The 17,442-nt window shown below is 60.4% G+C and carries 19 protein-coding genes; 10 read left to right on the top strand and 9 right to left on the bottom strand.

The window, feature by feature from the left end; all coding sequences use genetic code 11:
- Positions 1 to 7 precede the first annotated feature (7 nt).
- Entirely contained in the window at positions 8 to 1,186 is a 1,179-nt protein-coding gene (locus tag AC3WTM_RS23625; protein ID WP_008055445.1) for a vWA domain-containing protein, read from the top strand.
- A 99-nt stretch (positions 1,187 to 1,285) separates the two neighbouring features.
- Here AC3WTM_RS23625 and AC3WTM_RS23620 read toward each other — a convergent pair whose 3' ends face one another.
- The 4 genes from AC3WTM_RS23620 to AC3WTM_RS23605 all read right to left on the bottom strand — a co-directional run bounded on the left by AC3WTM_RS23620 (position 1,286) and on the right by AC3WTM_RS23605 (position 5,022).
- Positions 1,286 to 2,212, bottom strand: a complete 927-nt coding sequence (locus tag AC3WTM_RS23620; protein ID WP_102671279.1) for a 5-oxoprolinase subunit C family protein — start codon at positions 2,210 to 2,212, stop codon at positions 1,286 to 1,288.
- The gene (locus AC3WTM_RS23615; protein WP_102671280.1) at positions 2,209 to 2,913 is read right to left on the bottom strand and encodes a 5-oxoprolinase subunit B family protein; all 705 of its coding nucleotides are present in this window, start codon (positions 2,911 to 2,913) and stop codon (positions 2,209 to 2,211) included. The genes AC3WTM_RS23620 and AC3WTM_RS23615 overlap by 4 nt, the downstream gene beginning before the upstream one ends.
- Positions 2,910 to 3,662 (bottom strand): 5-oxoprolinase subunit PxpA, encoded by a 753-nt coding sequence (locus AC3WTM_RS23610; RefSeq protein WP_102671281.1) that lies wholly within the window; start codon positions 3,660 to 3,662, stop codon positions 2,910 to 2,912. The genes AC3WTM_RS23615 and AC3WTM_RS23610 overlap by 4 nt, the downstream gene beginning before the upstream one ends.
- Before the next feature lie 73 nt (positions 3,663 to 3,735).
- Entirely contained in the window at positions 3,736 to 5,022 is a 1,287-nt protein-coding gene (locus AC3WTM_RS23605) for an MFS transporter (RefSeq protein WP_102671282.1), read from the bottom strand.
- Between the two features lie 146 nt (positions 5,023 to 5,168).
- Here AC3WTM_RS23605 and AC3WTM_RS23600 point away from each other — a divergent pair, with 146 nt between their 5' ends.
- The 3 genes from AC3WTM_RS23600 to AC3WTM_RS23590 all read left to right on the top strand — a co-directional run bounded on the left by AC3WTM_RS23600 (position 5,169) and on the right by AC3WTM_RS23590 (position 8,630).
- Positions 5,169 to 6,098 (top strand): LysR family transcriptional regulator, encoded by a 930-nt coding sequence (locus AC3WTM_RS23600; RefSeq protein ID WP_102671283.1) that lies wholly within the window; start codon positions 5,169 to 5,171, stop codon positions 6,096 to 6,098.
- A 114-nt stretch (positions 6,099 to 6,212) separates the two neighbouring features.
- Complete coding sequence (locus AC3WTM_RS23595) at positions 6,213 to 6,350, top strand: hypothetical protein (protein ID WP_158247454.1); 138 nt, start codon at positions 6,213 to 6,215, stop codon at positions 6,348 to 6,350.
- A gap of 168 nt (positions 6,351 to 6,518) precedes the next feature.
- Positions 6,519 to 8,630 (top strand): TonB-dependent receptor, encoded by a 2,112-nt coding sequence (locus AC3WTM_RS23590; RefSeq protein WP_102671285.1) that lies wholly within the window; start codon positions 6,519 to 6,521, stop codon positions 8,628 to 8,630.
- A gap of 44 nt (positions 8,631 to 8,674) precedes the next feature.
- Here AC3WTM_RS23590 and AC3WTM_RS23585 read toward each other — a convergent pair whose 3' ends face one another.
- From AC3WTM_RS23585 to AC3WTM_RS23575, 3 genes are read right to left on the bottom strand one after another with little or no spacing between them, the layout of a single operon-like run.
- Positions 8,675 to 9,217 (bottom strand): DUF2937 family protein, encoded by a 543-nt coding sequence (locus tag AC3WTM_RS23585; RefSeq protein ID WP_102671286.1) that lies wholly within the window; start codon positions 9,215 to 9,217, stop codon positions 8,675 to 8,677.
- Positions 9,218 to 9,228: 11 nt separating this feature from the next.
- Positions 9,229 to 10,005 carry a class II glutamine amidotransferase gene (locus AC3WTM_RS23580; protein ID WP_090453698.1) on the bottom strand — a complete coding sequence of 259 codons (777 nt, stop codon included), beginning with the start codon at positions 10,003 to 10,005 and terminating at the stop codon, positions 9,229 to 9,231.
- Positions 10,006 to 10,037: 32 nt separating this feature from the next.
- Positions 10,038 to 10,535 (bottom strand): MFS transporter, encoded by a 498-nt coding sequence (locus AC3WTM_RS23575; protein ID WP_102671287.1) that lies wholly within the window; start codon positions 10,533 to 10,535, stop codon positions 10,038 to 10,040.
- A gap of 213 nt (positions 10,536 to 10,748) precedes the next feature.
- Between AC3WTM_RS23575 and AC3WTM_RS23570 the strand changes: the two genes are divergently transcribed.
- Both AC3WTM_RS23570 and AC3WTM_RS23565 read left to right on the top strand, forming a co-directional pair.
- Positions 10,749 to 12,803: a S9 family peptidase gene (locus AC3WTM_RS23570; protein ID WP_102671288.1), complete on the top strand. Its 2,055-nt coding sequence runs from the start codon at positions 10,749 to 10,751 to the stop codon at positions 12,801 to 12,803.
- Between the two features lie 214 nt (positions 12,804 to 13,017).
- Positions 13,018 to 13,491, top strand: coding sequence for a cyclic nucleotide-binding domain-containing protein (locus AC3WTM_RS23565; protein ID WP_102671289.1), 474 nt, complete (start codon positions 13,018 to 13,020; stop codon positions 13,489 to 13,491).
- Here AC3WTM_RS23565 and AC3WTM_RS23560 read toward each other — a convergent pair.
- Positions 13,488 to 13,778 carry a hypothetical protein gene (locus AC3WTM_RS23560; protein ID WP_102671290.1) on the bottom strand — a complete coding sequence of 97 codons (291 nt, stop codon included), beginning with the start codon at positions 13,776 to 13,778 and terminating at the stop codon, positions 13,488 to 13,490. The genes AC3WTM_RS23565 and AC3WTM_RS23560 overlap by 4 nt on opposite strands.
- A 95-nt stretch (positions 13,779 to 13,873) precedes the next feature.
- On the opposite strand from AC3WTM_RS23560, the gene AC3WTM_RS23555 reads away from it, so the two are divergent.
- The 4 genes from AC3WTM_RS23555 (at position 13,874) to AC3WTM_RS23540 (ending at position 16,131) form a co-directional block, all read left to right on the top strand.
- Positions 13,874 to 14,560 (top strand): spermidine synthase, encoded by a 687-nt coding sequence (locus tag AC3WTM_RS23555; RefSeq protein WP_102671291.1) that lies wholly within the window; start codon positions 13,874 to 13,876, stop codon positions 14,558 to 14,560.
- A gap of 50 nt (positions 14,561 to 14,610) precedes the next feature.
- Positions 14,611 to 14,982: a YajD family HNH nuclease gene (locus AC3WTM_RS23550; protein WP_007898702.1), complete on the top strand. Its 372-nt coding sequence runs from the start codon at positions 14,611 to 14,613 to the stop codon at positions 14,980 to 14,982.
- Positions 14,983 to 15,175: 193 nt separating this feature from the next.
- Positions 15,176 to 15,646, top strand: coding sequence for an RNA methyltransferase (locus AC3WTM_RS23545; RefSeq protein ID WP_007993783.1), 471 nt, complete (start codon positions 15,176 to 15,178; stop codon positions 15,644 to 15,646).
- A gap of 80 nt (positions 15,647 to 15,726) precedes the next feature.
- Positions 15,727 to 16,131 (top strand): YgaP family membrane protein, encoded by a 405-nt coding sequence (locus tag AC3WTM_RS23540; protein WP_102671292.1) that lies wholly within the window; start codon positions 15,727 to 15,729, stop codon positions 16,129 to 16,131.
- A gap of 57 nt (positions 16,132 to 16,188) precedes the next feature.
- Here the strand turns inward: AC3WTM_RS23540 and AC3WTM_RS23535 are convergent, their stop codons facing one another.
- On the bottom strand, positions 16,189 to 17,418 hold the full coding sequence (locus AC3WTM_RS23535) for a hypothetical protein (protein ID WP_102671293.1): 1,230 nt from the start codon (positions 17,416 to 17,418) through the stop codon (positions 16,189 to 16,191).
- Positions 17,419 to 17,442: the final 24 nt, after the last annotated feature.

Here is a 17,442-nt window from a genome sequence, read left to right as displayed (position 1 = left end):
CAACGCCATGTTGCTCAACCTGTTCAATGAAATGCGTGCAGCCAAGGTGCCGGTCTCGGTGCGTGAGCTGCTGGACCTGATCAACGCGCTGAAACAACGCGTGACCTTCGCCGACATGGATGAGTTCTATTACCTGTCCCGGGCGATCCTGGTGAAGGACGAAAAGCATTTCGACAAGTTCGACCGGGCGTTCGGTGCCTACTTCAATGGTCTTGAAAAACTCGACGACCACTTGCAGGCCTTGATTCCCGAAGACTGGCTGCGCAAGGAATTCGAGCGTTCGCTGACCGACGAAGAGCGGGCGGCGATCCAGTCCTTGGGTGGCCTGGACAAGCTGATCGAAGAGTTCAAGAAACGCCTGGAAGAACAGAAGGAACGCCACGCCGGTGGCAACAAGTGGATCGGCACCGGTGGCACCAGCCCGTTCGGTTCCGGCGGTTTCAACCCGGAAGGCATTCGGGTCGGCGATGCCGGCAAGCGCCAGGGCAAGGCGGTCAAGGTCTGGGACCAGCGCGAATACAAGAACCTCGACGATTCGGTCGAGCTGGGCACCCGCAACATCAAGGTCGCCCTGCGGCGCTTGCGCAAGTTTGCCCGACAGGGCGCGGCCGAAGAGCTGGACATCGACGGCACCATCGACCATACCGCCAAGGATGCCGGCCTGCTGAACATCCAGATGCGGCCGGAGCGGCGTAACACCGTCAAGCTGTTGCTGCTGTTCGACATCGGCGGCTCGATGGACGCCCATGTGAAGATTTGCGAGGAGCTGTTCTCGGCCTGCAAGACCGAGTTCAAGCATCTGGAGTACTTCTACTTCCACAACTTCATTTATGAATCGGTGTGGAAGAACAACATGCGCCGCACCTCCGAGCGTACTTCGACCATGGATCTGCTGCACAAGTACGGCGCCGACTACAAAGTGATCTTCATCGGTGACGCCGCCATGGCGCCCTATGAAATCACCCAGGCGGGCGGCAGCGTCGAGCACTGGAACGAAGAAGCCGGTTACGTGTGGATGCAGCGGTTCAAGGAGAAGTACAAGAAGCTCATCTGGATCAATCCGTATCCGAAGGACACGTGGGGCTATACCTCTTCGACCAACATCGTGCGGGATCTGATCGAAGACCAGATGTATCCGCTGACTCTTCGTGGGTTGGAAGAAGGGATGCGGTTTCTGTCCAAGTAGTTCTGTTGTCTGGACTGACGCCATCGCGAGCAAGCTCGCTCCCACAGGTCTTATGTACGGCAAAGACCCAATGTGGGAGCGAGCTTGCTCGCGATGCTTTTAAAGGCTAACAAACTGACGCAGATACTGAATCTGTTCTCGATGCGCCACTTCCTGCACCACTGGCCGCAACCGCACCTGCGCCCCCGGTAAACATTGCGCCAACCGCGCCAGCGCCAACGGCGTCAATGCCCCCAACCGCGGATAACCGCCAATGGTCTGCCGATCATTGAGCAACACGATAGGCTGCCCGTCCGGCGGCACCTGCACCGCGCCCAGCGGGATGCCTTCGGAAATCATAGGCTTGCCCTGGTACTGCAACGCCGGGCCCAACAGGCGAATACCCATTCGATCAGCACGACTGTCCAGGCTCCACACGCTGTTGAACGCATCGAACAGACTCTGCCCGCTGAAATCGCCAATCTGTGCACCAAGCACTAGATCCAGCAAAGGCTCGCCGGTGAAATCCGGCACACATTGGCTTGGCAACTCCCGCAGCAATACCAGCGAGTTCCCCGAGTAGCTCATGGACGCGCCTTCACCCAGCGCATGGCCCATTCCGTCCAGGCCACCCAGTTCTTCACGGACCACCGTCGCGCTGCTGCCCAGCACTTTCGGTGCATCAAACCCACCCGGCGCCGCCAGATAGGCCCGGGCGCCGAGTAGCGGCCGGGTGAATTTCAAACGCTGACCTTTGTGCAACCTGAAACTGCGCCACGGTGCCAGCGCTTCGCCGTCCACCTGCGCACCAAGATCCGCTCCGGCCAAGGCCAGCACGCAATCTTCCTCGGCCACGAGGGTGAATCCGCCAAGGGTAATTTCGATTACCGGCGCATCCAGCCCGTTGCCCAACAGCCAGTTGGCCCAGGACATCGAACGCCAATCGGCGGCTCCGCCCTGGGTCACGCCCAGATGCCGCACGCCGAATCGACCGGCATCCTGCAACAGGCACAGCGCCGTACTCGCTTCAATGATCAGACGGCTCATGCCTGGGCCTCCAGTGGCGTATCGTCACCGCCCAGGTTAATGAACTCGGCATGGCCGATCGCTTCGAACCGTACGGTGTCACCGGGTTGCATCAGGCTGTAGCCGTCACGGTTGCGATCGAACAATTTGGCCGGCGTGCGGCCGATCAGGTTCCAGCCCCCCGGCGACACTACCGGGTAGGCCGCCGTTTGCCGTTCGGCAATGCCGACACTGCCTGCGGCGACTTTTTTGCGTGGCGTGTTCAGACGCGGCGCGGCGAGCACCTCTTCCACCAGCCCCATGAACGCGAAGCCCGGCGCAAAGCCCAAGGCAAACACCTGATATTCACGCTCGCAGTGACGACGGATCACCTCCTCCACCGCCAACCCGCTACGTTGCGACAACAGGCTCAATTCCGGACCCACGCTCAAGTCGTACCACACCGGCAACACATGGCAGGTACCGCGCGTACGCGCATTGGGCGACAGATCGATCAGCGCCTGGGCAATCAACTCCCGGGCCTGCGCGGGACTCAGCGCGGTCAAGTCGTAATGCACCATCAAGGTGGTGTAGGACGGCACCAGATCAATCAGATGCCCGGCGAATGCCGTGCGCAGACTTTCACTGGCCGCCAGCATCCACGGCATGTTGGTTTCGGCAATTTCATCGAACAGGCGCACCATCAGGCAATCCAGCGCCACCACTTCCACCCGCAGCTTCATGACGCACTCTGCCGGTTCAAGGCTTCACGGATGCGTTGCACGGCAGCGACCGAGCTGGCGTTGTCGCCGTGCACGCACAGGGTATTGGCCTGCAAATGCAGGGCGCTGCCGTCGCTGGCGGTGAGCGGATCGCCACGGGCGATGGTCAGCGCCTGCTCGATGATTTTTTCCGGTTCGTGATGCACTGCTCCCGGCAGTTGTCGCGACACCAGCCTGCCAGCGCTGTCGTAGGCACGGTCGGCGAAGGCTTCGAACCACAAGGTCACGCCGTATTCATCGCCCATTTGTTGGGCGGCGCTGTTGTCTTTGGTCGCCATCAACATCAATGGCAGATTGCGGTCGTAGGACGCTACTGCTTGCAAAACGGCGCGCAATTGCACCGGGTTGGCCATCATGTCGTTGTACATCGCGCCGTGGGGTTTGACGTAACTGACACGACCGCCCTGGGCCCGGCAGATGCCGTCGAGGGCGCCGATCTGGTAATGCAGAATGTCTTGAAGTTCCTGGGGGGCATAGGCCATGGAGCGGCGGCCGAACCCCACCAGGTCCTGATAGGCCGGATGCGCGCCAACTTGCACACCGTGGCTGAGGGCCAGGCTGACGGTCTTGCGCATGATGCTCGGGTCGCCGGCGTGAAAACCGCAGGCGATGTTGGCGCAATCGATGAAGGGCATGATTTCCGCGTCCAGACCCATGGTCCAGCTGCCGAAACTCTCGCCGATGTCGCAGTTCAATAGCAGGCGGCTCACACTGAACACTCCTGTAGGCTTTATTCTTTTCAGCTGCGGGACATATCTGTAAGACAGCCCCGCAGATTATCAGTTACTGGGCGTCGAGTTGCTTGCCACGGGTTTCCGGCAAACTCAAGGCCGCGAGGATCACCACGCCGTAGGAAACCGCCGCAAAGGCACCGATGCCTACACTCAGCGGCACGGTCTGGCTGAGCAGGCCAATCAACAGTGGAAACAACGCCGCCAGCGCCCGTCCGATGTTGTAGCAAAAACCCTGGCCCGAACCGCGAATGCGCGTGGGGAACAATTCGGTCAGGAATGCACCCATGCCACTGAAGATCCCGGAGGCAAAGAAGCCCAGAGGAAAGCCCAGCCACAGCATCACGCCGTTGCTGACCGGCAGTTGCGTGTACAACAACACAATGGTGAAAGAGCCGACGGCGAACAGGATGAAGTTCTTTTTACGTCCGAGGATGTCGGTCAAATAGGCGCTGATGACATAACCCACGTAGGACCCGACGATCACCATCGCCAGATAACCGCTGGTATTGAGCACGCTCAAACCGCGTTCGTTCTTCAGGAAAGTCGGCAACCAGGACGTGATCGCGTAGTAGCCGCCCAGGGCGCCGGTAGTCAGCAACGAAGCGCGAATCGTGGTGAAGAGCATGCCGGGGGCGAAAATCTCGTAGAACTTCGACGGGTTGCTCGGCTCCTGCCTCGCTTTGGCTTCACGATAGATTTCCGGGTCCTTGACCAGGCGGCGGACGAATATCACGAAGATTGCCGGCACGATGCCGAGGATGAACAGCGCACGCCAGGCGTCTTCCGGTGGCAATACCGAGAACAGCAGCGCATACAGAATCGCCGTCAGCCCCCAGCCCAGCGCCCAGCCGGACTGCACCATGCCCACGGCCTTGCCACGGTCCTTGGCTCGAATGACTTCACCGATCAGCACCGCGCCGGCCGTCCACTCTCCGCCGAAACCGAAGCCCATCAGGGTCCGTGCAATCAGCAGTTGCTCGTAGTTCTGGGCAAAGCCGCAGAGGAAGGTGAAGAAGGCAAACCACAGCACCGTCAGCTGCAAGGTGCGAACACGACCGATGCGGTCGGAGAGAATTCCCGCTACCCAGCCGCCGATAGCCGAAGCGATCAGCGTGCTGGTGTGAATCAGCCCGGCCTGGCCGGTGGTGATGCCCCACATGGCAATCAGGGTTGGCACCACAAAGCTGAGCATCTGGGTGTCCATGCCGTCCAGGCCATAGCCGATCTTGCAGCTCCAGAAGGTGCGGCGTTCCTGCTGATTGATGTTGCGATACCAGTCGAAAGGTCCCGGACGGGCCGAGGCTTTCGGAATGGCGGTGGTGTCGGGCGCACTCATGGCAAATCTCCGCGCTGATTTTATTGGTATTGTTCTGAGCCCCGACGACGCCTATCGTGGGAACCGGATGCGCCGATTTTTGGACGCGCGCCCCTGCTGCGTCCAACTAATAAAAACCCGCCTTAGACATAAGAAATCTTTATCCCATGAACCTGAAGTTTCTCGAGACCTTTGTCTGGGTCGCCCGACTCAAGAGTTTCCGCCTGACCGCCGACAAGCTCTTCACCACTCAGGCCTCGATTTCCAGCCGCATCGCAGTGCTTGAAAGCGAGCTGGGGGTAAAGCTGTTTCTGCGGGATTCGCGCGGTGTGAGCCTGACGCCCGAAGGCCTCAAGGTGCTCGATTACGCCGAGCAGATGATGGACACCATGCAGGCGCTCAAGCAGTCGATCGAGACCCGCTCGAGCAAGGCCGGACGGGTGCGCATCGGCGTGATGGACACGGTGATCCATACCTGGCTCAGCCCGTTGGTGGCGCAGATGACCGATCACTACCCGCTGGTGGAAATCGAACTGGTGGCCGATACCTCGCTCAACCTCTGCGATCAGCTGCAAAAAGGCTTTCTCGATGTGATCCTGCAAACCGACCTGCTGCGCCAGGAAAGCGTGCGCAGCCTGGAACTGGCCAGCCACCCCATGGGCTGGATCGTTGCCAGCAACTCGATCTACAACCGCAATTACACGAACGTCGCCGAACTGGCGCGTGAGCGGATTATCACTTATTCGAAAAACTCCCATCCGCATCAGGAAGTGCTGGCGCTGATGCAGGCCAATGGCGTCATGACACCGCGACTGAACTGCGTGAATTCGGTGTCGGCCATCACCCGCTTGTTGCGCGACGGCTTCGGCATCGGCGCATTGCCACCGGTGCTGGTGGCCGAGGAACTGGAGCGGGGGGAATTGACCTTGCTGGCCATCGACCAACGCCCGCCCAATCTGCAAGTGGTGGTGTCATGGCGGGTCGGCGCGGAGTGGGTCGAGGAAATTGTGACGTTGTGTCAGCAGGTGTTGGAGGGGTATGCGCAGAAGGTGGGAGAACGCTACATGGTCTTGAGCAAACCCCTGGCCAGCCTCTGAAAAGAAACTCCCCACACCACAAGTAGCAATTACTATCATTTGCATTATTATTTTAGAAATGTATTCTCTGCGCGCATTCAGCTAAACCACTGTCCAGAAGGAATCGGACTCTTGATGCGCGCTTACACGCAAAAACAGCAACAATTGCTCTCGCACTGGAGCGAAGCCCTCGGCACTCCCGCCTTCCAGTCCCACCGCATCACCCTCGACCATTTGAGCAATGCCCTGGCGGGCGGCCACGGCACTGGCTAACGAAATCGTCAGCCGGTTGCTCTGGGTCATCTGGCAAGGCGCACTTCTCCCTGTTGCCTACGCACTGGCCGCCATCGGGATCCGCTGGGCGCGCTCATTCATCTCCACGCCAGCCCCCCCCGCCATCTTGTCTATCCGCACTCGTCACGACTAAAAAAAGACCACCTCATGACCCGAACCAAACTTACCTTGCTGATTCCGCTGCTCGGCTCCGTCAGCGCCCAGACCTGGGCCGAGGACACCGACAAGCAACCCGGCACATTGAACATGCAAGCCACCGTCGTTTCCGCGACCCGCAGCGAAGCGAGCATTGCCTCGATTCCAGGCTCGGTCCAGGTGATCGACGAGCAACAGATCCGCGAGCAGAGTGGTGCGGGGCGTCGGGTCTCCGACATTTTGGGGCAACTGGTTCCCGGCCTGGCGCCGTCCAGCGGCGGGATGAGCAACTTCGGCCAGACCCTGCGCGGGCGCAACATGCTGGTGTTGATCGACGGCGTGTCGCAGAACGCCACGCGTGACAACTTCCGCCAACTCAACAGCATCGCGCCGGCCAGTATCGAACGCATCGAGGTGGTTTCCGGCGCCAGCAGCATTTACGGTGCCGGTGCCTCAGGCGGCATCATCAACATCATCACCAAGCGCAATCAGGGTCAGGACCTTGCCTACAGCAGCAAACTGGGCCTGACCAGCGGCAACAACCTCAAGAGCAAGGGTTTCGCCTACGAGGCCTTTCAGAGTGCGACCGGGCGCAAGGATGCCCTGGACTGGTACGTGTCCGCCGACCTGACCCAGCGTAACGATCAGTACGACGGCAACGGCAACCGCATCCCTCAGGACACGTCCCAGGGCAGCAACATGGACACCGAAACCTATGACCTGCAAGGTCGTTTCGGTTACGAACTGGATGCAGACAAAAAACTCAGCCTGTCGCTGCAGGACTACAAGGACCAGCAAGACACCGGCTACACCAAAGACCCGAAAAACTCGCAGCAAGCCGTGGCGGTCCAAGGGCTGAAACTTGATGACCAACCCTATACCCATAACCAGGCGGCCAACCTCAACTACACCGACAACGACTTCTACGGCCAGGGCCTGCAACTGGAAAGCTACTGGCGCCGGGCCGACGCGCTGTTCTTCCCGGACTTGTCGCGAGGCAAGGCCGGGATCGCCGACAACAACAGCGTGCAGGATGTCTACGGCCTGCGTGCGGCCATCGACACCCCGTTGCCGGCCATTGGCAGCGCCACAGGCAACCTGGTCTGGGGCGCCGACTATGATCACGAACGCTCCCGCCAACGCGGTGACCAATACACCCTCAAAGGGCTGACCTACACCAAGACCGGCACCACCTACGAGATGGGCCCGGATATCGAAACCACCACCAAGGCGCTGTTCGGGCAGATGTCCTGGGACATCGGGGACTGGACCTTGCGTGGCGGTGTGCGCCGCGAATGGATCGAAAGCGAGGTCTCCGACAGCATCGCCTACGGTCAGATCGTACAGACCGGCGTACACGCCATCCTGCCCGGTGACACCCTCAAGTACGACGCTACGCTCTATAACCTGGGCGCGGTCTATCACCTGAGTGAGCATCAGGACGTCTTCGCCAATTACAGCCAAGGCTTTTCGCTGCCGGACATCCAGCGTTTCTTGCGTGACGTGAGCAGCACCTTCGACATCCAGAGCCTCAACGCCCAGGCCATCAAGGTCGACAGCTATGAGCTGGGCTGGCGCGGTGACTGGGACCGGTGGCAGGCCGACGTCACCGTCTATGAAAACACCTCGGACGTGACCCAGTTCTACGATGCCAATAGCCGTGTATTGCGTCTGATCAATCAGAAGGAGCGGGTTCGCGGCATCGAAAACAGCCTGACCTACCGCGCAACCGATCACTGGTCGGTGGGTGGTACCTATGCCTGGGCCAAGGGCGAGACCCAGCAGAACGGGAAATGGATCGATCTGCCGGCAACACGCATTTCACCGGCCAAAACCACGCTGTTCGTCGGCTACACCGAAGACGACTACAGCCTGCGCCTGCAAGGCATGCACCTGTCCAGTTACGACGCTGCGGCCAAGGACAACAACGGGCGCGACATCGAAGGCTATACGCTGGTGGACCTGCTCGGCTCCGTGTACTTGCCGGTCGGTCGCCTGGAAGGCGGGGTGTACAACCTGAGCAACCGCACGTACGTCAACCTGTTCGCCCAGGCCAACGCCAAAGCGCCATACCCCAACGCCGAAGGCCGTACCTTGAGCATGAGCTATTCGATAGATTGGTAATCAACCGAGGAGCCGGCTTGCCGGCTCCTCGACGCTCGACGGGGTTACAAACCGCGCAAATCCCGCTCTTCGATCGGCCTGCTCTGGCGCAGACGCTTGCCGCCCAGCACCACCCAGTCGATCAGTCGGAACAGGCACTCGATCCCGAACGACAGCAGCAAGGCGCCGCTCATGCCCCACACCATCGCTTCGGGCGTCAACAGGATCTGGTAGCTGTAACCATTCCAGGTTTCCTTGCGGATATCCGGATCGGCGGCCAGCACCACTTGCAGGAAGCGGATGTACCACGGGCCCTGCATCGCCTGGAATTGCTTGTCCAGAGCCACCTGACGGGTCAGCAGGTTGCCCAGGCTGTCGGCGTCACTGCGAAAGATCGGGTCTTCGCTGGCGCGGTAGTGCGCGACCAGAGCCTGCATGTCACCCTTGAAGAACTGATTGGCGGTGTTCTGGAAGCCGCTCAGACTGGTCTGCGCCTCGATCAGGTGCGCCTCGACCCGTTTGGCGTAATCGCTGATGAAGCCCGGGACCTGGACACCGATCAACAGGCCCGCCGCAAACAACACCAGCCGTAGATAACTGAGCAACATGCAAGGAGTCCTTATTCGGTCTGGCCCTGGCTGACACATTCGCCGCGTCGCCACAGGCTCCATTGACCCGGTTCGTAACGGGTCCAGGTTTCGTTTTCGGTCAGGGGTTCGGTGGCAATGACGGTCACCACATCGTTAGGTGTGGTTTCGGCCTGAAAGTCGACGATCACGTCGACATCTTTCAAGCGCGCCGGGCCAAACGGTGCACGACGGGTGATTTGCGCCAGCTTGGTCGAGCAATAGCAGAACAACCAGTCACCGTCGCTGAGCAGGCAGTTGAACACACCTTTGCTGCGGTATTCGGCGCACGCTGCCACCAGGTCAGGCAGCAGCTCTTCGACCTCGACCGGCTCGGGGAACGCTGCACGCACACGGTTGAGCAAATCACAGAAAGCCGCTTCGCTGTCGGTATCGCCGACCGGGCGATAGAAACTGGCCACTGGCTGGAAGTCCGCCAACTGGCCGTTATGGGCGAAACACCAGTTGCGTCCCCACAGCTCACGGACGAACGGATGCGTGTTGGATAGGGAGACCTTGCCGACGTTGGCCTGGCGGATGTGCCCGATCACCACTTCGCTCTTGATCGGATAGCGCTGCACCAGGTTCGCGACCTCCGACTCGCAGCTCGCCGCCGGGTCCTGGAACAGCCGTAGCCCGCGGCCTTCATAGAAGGCAATGCCCCAACCATCGCGGTGTGGGCCGGTGCGTCCGCCGCGCTGCATCAGCCCGGTAAAGCTGAACACGATATCGGTCGGGACATTGGCGCTCATGCCCAATAACTCACACATGCTCGGACTCTCGCTCAATCGCAGGGGCAAGGTTACAGACGGGGTTCGACTCGCATCCGCTGAGGACTGCTCGGCACGGGCGGACGACCGTAACGATCATCGCCGGCACCGCCGAACGGTTGATCGTCCTCGGGCTCGTCGGCACGGACGGCGGCTTTGGCGGCGGCAGCCTGTTCCCTGCGGGCATTGGAGGCACGCTCGATGGGGAAACGGATCGCCACCAGTACCAGATAGAAGCCGAACGCGATCATGCCGTACATGAACAGATCGGAAATCGCCCGCCAGGCGTTGTTGCCGACCTTGAACAGCAGGTCGAGCGCGGTAATGGCGAGAGCCGGTGCAACTTTGTCCTTGACCGGGTCGATGATGGTCGGGCTGAACAGCAGCACGACCATCGCCAGCCGTAGCGGCTCACGCAGCCAACGCCACATCCAGCGGGTCAAGCGCATCCACACCAACAGGCAGCCCAAAGCGGCGAAGGCGTAGAGGCCCCAAGCGATCAGATAGTCGTTCTCGGTCATGGTGTCCATGGCAAGGCAGGCAAAGAGGCGCTTATGATAACGGCTTTTCGCCCATCAGGCTGCATCAATGCCTTCGGTCAAGACACATAACCCTGTGGGAGCGAGCTTACTCGCGATGGCGCACTGACAGTCAACATTGATGTTGGATGTACTGACCTCATCGCGAGCAAGCTCGCTCCCACAGGTTCCAAACCTATTCCGTACACTGCTCGAGAATCCTTCATGCCCCTATCCGCCAACATTCACGACGCTCCGATTGCCCACAAGGCTGAAGGCTCCGACCCGTATGCCTGGCTGCAAGAGCGCGACACCGAGGCAGTGCTCGACTACCTGAAAGCCGAAAACAGCTATCAGCAAGCGCAAACCGCCGACCAGGCCGCATTGCGCGAAACCCTGTTCCAAGAGATCAAGGGGCGGATTCTCGAGACCGATCTGTCCCTGCCCTCGCCATGGGGCCCCTATCTGTATTACACCCGCACCACGGCAGGCGATGAGTACGCCAGGCACTACCGCTGCCCGCGTCCGGCCGATGACAGCCTGACCCTCGACGAAAACCGCGAACAACTGCTGCTTGACCCCAACGAACTGGCCAAGGGTGGTTTCTTTTCGCTCGGGGCGTTCAGCATCAGCCCGGACCACCAGCGTCTGGCCTACAGCATCGACTCCAGCGGCGAAGAGATTTACACGCTGTTCGTGAAGGAATTGTCCGACGGCCGTGTCAGCGAGCTGGAATTCCAGGACTGCGACGGCAGCATGACCTGGGCCAACGATAGCCTGACGCTTTTCTTTGGCGAACTGGATGACACCCATCGCCCGCACAAGCTGTATCGCTATCGACTGGACGGCACGGCGGCCGAAGAAGTGTTCCATGAGCCGGACGGGCGCTTCTTCATGCATTGCTACCGTTCAAGCTCCGAGCAGCAATTGCTGCTGTCCGTGGGCAGCAAGACTACCAGCGAAGTCTGGGTGCTCGACGCCAACCAACCGCAGCACGCCTTTACCTGCATCGCGCCACGGGTCGAGGAGCATGAGTACGACGTCGACCACGGCGTACTCAATGGTCAATGGACCTGGTTCATTCGCAGCAACCGTGACGGTATCAATTTCGCCCTGTACACGGCTGTCGATACCGGTGCCGCGCCGACCGAAGCCGACTGGCAGAACCTGATCCCCCACAGCGACACGGTGATGATCGACGGCATCAGCCTTAACACCGGGGCCATGACCCTGAGCCTGCGGGTTGGCAGCTTGCCGGTCATTGAAGTCCACCCACAAAGCCTGGCGCCTTATCGTGTGCAACTGCCGGATGCGGCCTATAGCCTGCACGTGCAAAACAGTCTGGAGTTCGAAAGCGACCGGATTCGCCTGCGCTACGAAGCGTTGAACCGTCCGGCGCAAATCCGCCAGCTTGAACTGGCGACCGGCGAGCAGAAAGTCCTCAAGCAAACCCCGGTGCTCGGCCCGTTCGATGCCGACGCCTACGTCAGCCAACGCCTGTGGGCCACTGCGCCGGACGGCACGCAAGTGCCCATCAGCCTGGTGATCAAACGCACAGACCTGGGCAAACCCGTGCCGCTATACCTCTACGGCTATGGTGCCTATGGCGAAAGCCTCGACCCGTGGTTTTCCCATGCGCGCCTGAGTCTGCTGGATCGCGGCATGGCGTTTGCCATTGCTCACGTGCGTGGCGGCGGCGAACTGGGGGAAGCCTGGTATCGCGCCGGCAAGCAGGAGCACAAGCACAACACCTTCAGCGACTTTATCGCCTGCGCCGAACACCTGATCGCCCAAGGCTTCACCACTGCACCGCAGTTGGCTATCAGTGGCGGCAGCGCCGGTGGCTTGCTGATCGGCGCGGTGCTCAACCAACGGCCGGAGCTGTTTGGCGCCGCCATCGCCGAAGTGCCGTTCGTCGACGTACTCAACACCATGCTCGACCCTGATCTGCCATTGACCGTGACGGAGTACGACGAGTGGGGCAACCCTGAAGAGCCGGACGTCCATGATCGGATCAAGGCCTACGCCCCGTATGAAAATGTCACCGCGCAGGCTTATCCGGCCACCCTGGTGATCGCCGGTTACAACGACAGCCGCGTGCAGTATTGGGAAGCAGCCAAGTGGGTGGCGAAATTGCGCGCGACCAAGACCGACAGCAATCCCCTGCTGCTCAAGACTGAGTTGGGTGCCGGGCATGGCGGGATGAGCGGTCGATATCAGGGATTGCGTGACGTAGCACTCGAATATGCATTTTTGTTCAAGGTTTTGGGCATGGCCTGAGGAACCTGGCGCGGCGTGCCGGTCTTAATTGCGTACACCGGCAGCCGATACAACACCTGTACCCTGCGGGAGCGAGCTTGCTCGCGATGGCGTCAGCACAATCAACATTACCGTTGCCTGTGAAGCCGCAATCGCGAGCAAGCTCGCTCCCACAAGGGATTTTCGGTGAATTTAAATACGAGTCAGCAACAATCACAAAAAAGACCGTGACGACATGTCTGAACCAACCTTTCTGAACAACGAAATTCGCGACTGGCTGATGGATTGCGGCCTGTTCAATCAACTGCAGCCAGCCGACTTCGCCACGGCTTCGGGCTACTTCAGTATCAGCACCATTGCCCAGGGTGAGGAGATCTTCCAGGAGGGCGATGCCGGCAGTTTCATGTGCATCATCCATACCGGTCAGGTGGCGGTGCAGAAAACCAACGCTGACGGGCAGCGAGTCACCATCGCCACGTTACGCAGCGGCCGCTCGTTCGGTGAAATGGCCGTGCTCGACGGCGAACGGCGCTCGGCCAGTTGCGTGGCCGCAAGCAACTGCCAGTTGCTCAACCTGGGCAAGGACTCGCTGGAAAAGATGCTCAACGATGCACCAAAAATCGCCGCCAAGATCATCCGCGCCCTCGCCGTGTCCCTCTCCAAACGCTTGCGCATGGCCGACGGTCAACTGCTTTCGCAGCAGGTCTAGCCGCCCGGCGATTTGGGTTTCGGCGGATTGGGCTCCAGGCCCGGTATCGGCTGGTCCTTCGTCGGCGGGCTGGGCATTTCAATCGGCACCAACGGCGGACCGCTACTGCCGGGGCCGACTTTAGGCAAAGGCGCCGGGCTGATTTGCGGGTACGGCGTGGGCGTCGCGGTGCCGGGCGAACCGGGTATCGGCGCGGGGCTGACGGGAATCGATTGCAGCTGTTGCGCCTGCACTGCAGTTATCGAGAGCGCGGCCAGGGCAATGACCGTTAGAATGGTGCGCTTCATCAATGGCTCCGTTGACCTTGTCGTCATAAACAGGCTACTCCCAACTGCGCCTGTTTGCCCTCCCGAGTTCTGCCAATTTTCTTCAAGTGAGCCCCATGAAACGTTTTGTTCTGCTGGACACCACTCCCATCCCTGAAAACGGCGGAGCCCTGTGCCTGTTCGAATACGGCGAGGATTTTGTCATCAAGATCCAGGGCGGCGACGGCGGACAATTGATGAACACGCGCATGCACGGTTCCGAAGATGCCCTGGCCGAGATCCCGTGTCGCAAGGTCGCCGGCCGACCGGGTTCAAGGGTGCTCATCGGCGGCCTGGGCATGGGTTTCACCCTCGCTTCGGCGCTCAAGCACCTGGGCAAGACTGCCGAAGTGGTGGTCGCTGAATTAGTGCCTGGCGTTGTGGAGTGGAATCGCGGGCCACTCGGCGAGAAAGCCGGAAACCCGCTTCAAGACCCGCGAACCGTGATTCGCATGGAAGACGTGGCCAAAGTCCTGCAGACCGAGCCCCAGGGTTTCGATGCCATCATGCTCGACGTCGACAACGGTCCCGAAGGTCTGACCCAGAAAGCCAACAGCTGGCTCTACTCCGCCGCAGGCCTCAGTGCCTGCGCCAAGGCCCTGAGACCAAAAGGCGTGTTGGCCGTCTGGTCGGCCAGCGCTGACCGGCAGTTTTCCGACAAACTGAAGAAGGCGGGTTTCAAGGCCGAGGAAGTGCAGGTCTTCGCCCACGGCAACAAGGGCACCCGCCACACCATCTGGATTGCCGAGAAGCTCAAGGGCTAGGCTAAACTTCACCCTATAACCGTCATTAGTCTTTCTACAAAGGTGAACCCATGAGTTCGTCCACCCCGACCAACACATCGAAGCTGGATCGCATCCTCGCCGACAACCAGCGCGACAAGGAAATGGGCTACCGCGACAAGGCCCTGAAGATGTACCCGCACGTCTGTGGCCGCTGCGCCCGTGAGTTCTCCGGCAAGCGCCTGAGCGAACTGACCGTGCACCACCGCGACCACAACCACGACAACAACCCGCAGGACGGCTCGAACTGGGAGTTGTTGTGCCTGTACTGCCACGATAACGAGCACTCGCGGTATACCGACCAGCAGTATTTCGACGAAGGCTCGCTGAGCACGCCGAAAATTGCCAAGGCTACGCACAACCCGTTTGCGGCACTCGCCGGGTTGATGAAGAAAGAAGACTGAAGATTTTCAGCGCCTGATCCGACCTCATCGCGAGCAAGCTCGCTCCCACATTTGATTTTGTGAACGACACAGATCCACTGTGGGAACGAGCTTGCTCGCGATAGCAATAGCCCTGCCACCGCCAATCTCCAAACTGACCGTTGCCGCCCAATCCCCGTATAATCCCGCTTTTTTCCCAAAAGGCACCCCGCTCGTGGCAGACAAACGGTACAGCTGCATTGGTTTGTATAACCCCAAATCACCGGAGAACGTCGGTTCGGTGATGCGCGCCGCTGGCTGTTATGGCGTGGCGTCGGTGTTCTACACCGGCAAGCGCTATGAGCGCGCCGCCGACTTCGTCACCGATACCAAGCGCGTGCACTACGACATCCCGCTGATCGGCATCGACGACCTGAAGAAAATCCTGCCCCTCAATTGTGTGCCCGTCGCCGTGGAACTGGTCGAGGGCGCCCGCCCGTTGCCGGAATACACCCACCCGGATCGCGCGCTCTACATCTTCGGCCCGGAAGACGGATCGCTGGATAAAGAGATTCGCGACTGGTGCGAAGACGTGGTCTACATTCCGACCACCGGTTGCATGAACCTGGCCGCCACGGTCAACGTCGTGCTCTACGACCGCATGTCCAAGGGGCTCAATACCCGCTCCGGACCAAAATTCCGCTGAATCGCCACACATCCGATTGAACGAGCTGCCCGCCCAGGCTGTCAGTTTGACTATCGATCAATGAAGCCTGGAGACAGACCATGAGCGAACTCAAACCCGTCGAGCGTATCGAATCTACCCCGTTCCAGAGCTCTTCCGAGCAAAACGTGCAGGGCTGGGAACGCATTGGCTCCCTGGCCGGCGGCGTGGTGATGGTGGGCAAGGGACTGCGGCGTGGCGGGATCTTTGGCCTGGTCCAGGTGGCCATCGGCGGCGTGGCCCTGGCGCGCGGCATTACCGGTCACAGCTCAGCGAAAAGCCTGCTGGAGAAAAGCCGTCAGGACATGAACAACGTGCGGGCGAAAATCCAGCGGGCGGGTGAAGAGCTGAAGACGCTGAAGACGCTGAAGACGCTGAAGACGCTGAAGGCCAATGCCGAGGCGGCAACCAAAACCGCAACCGTTACCGGCAATGATTCCTTGAAGTCGCCGAAAGCCGGGGTTTGATCCAGGAATTGCGCCGAGGCTACCGGCCTTTTCGCGAGCAAGCTCGCGATGACGGACTCACTGAAGTAAACCGGTATCAAGGACTTTGGAAGAGTCGCCAATAACACTCTCCGACAGCTGCACAAAGTCCTTGGTATCAACGTTATCCAGCCGCATCGCCTCGCGCAGCACATCATCGAGCGAACGCTTGTTATGGGTTTTCAGGCGAATTTCACGATCCAGTTCCTGCAGCAACACCACTGCCCTGGCCAACTGCGCCGGGTTGATCCGCTCACCGCGCAGCGTGGTGACTTTCTGGCTGATCATGACCAGTTTGCCGTGCAGGTTCTCATAGCGCTCATCGCTCATTCCGCCGGCCCGACGCACCAGTTCGATGGCGTAATACTCAGCAAAGCCCTCACTAATCCAGTCACTGCGCCGGGTGCCTTTGACGCGCCCGAACACCTGGGCCAACTCACGGACCAAGGCACTGGTGCCGCTTTCGCTGACCACCGGCAGACGACTGTTGAGGTAGATCGACTCGTGCGCTGACTGGCTGCCGCGCCACATTGGATCATTGGCCCCGACGACCAGCAGTTTGCCCGGGTGTCGCGGATACAGCGCCTGCACTTGCGGCCAGACGAAGGTCAGCAGTGTCAGCACATCCATACGGCGCATGCCCTGCCCCAGCGGCGAGGCGACTGTGACTTCGGTCTCGCCCAGACGCGTGCGGCGACTGCCGAGCTCACCTGCGAGCATCCAGCCGGTAGGCCGGTCGAACAGTCGGGAAGGGTTATCGATACGGAATTTATTCGGGCCGATTCGTGGCCAAGCGGTTTCAACGCTTTTCCAGCCACCGGGCAGCTCGAACTCAAGGCGTGAAACCAGTTCGATGCCGTCCTGTTGATCGAGTCTGGCAGCCGGCACCAGATTGTCGCCGCGCATCAACGCCCAGCCTGGCGTCATGCGCGTGTCGAAGCTGCCGCTCTTACGCCCGTGGTTGATACTCACGCGGTAGGTCAGGCTGGCCTTGTCCGCAGCCGGATGCCAGACACCGCGCGCCCCTTTGCCGGGGGTCAGCTGCCATTGGCCGTCAGCCTTGAAATCGGTGTAGTGGCTGCCGTCGCCAAGGTCGAAATCCAGGCTGCGTACCGCCGAGCCCTGGGCGAGCGTCAGGCGCACTTCGGCCTGGTCGCTCTGCGGCAACAGGCGTACGTGGTAATCCAGATTTACCTTGTTTGCAGCCCATGCCGGCGAATTCACGGCCAGTAACCCAAGGATCCACGCCTGCCGCCATCCCACAGCCATACACACTCCTTCGTGAAACGTTGA

Source organism: Pseudomonas sp. EU05-FHT14B02 (genome assembly GCF_058791055.1).
The sequence above is the reverse complement of the archived record's forward strand: the minus strand, read 5'-3'. Positions and strand labels throughout refer to the sequence as shown.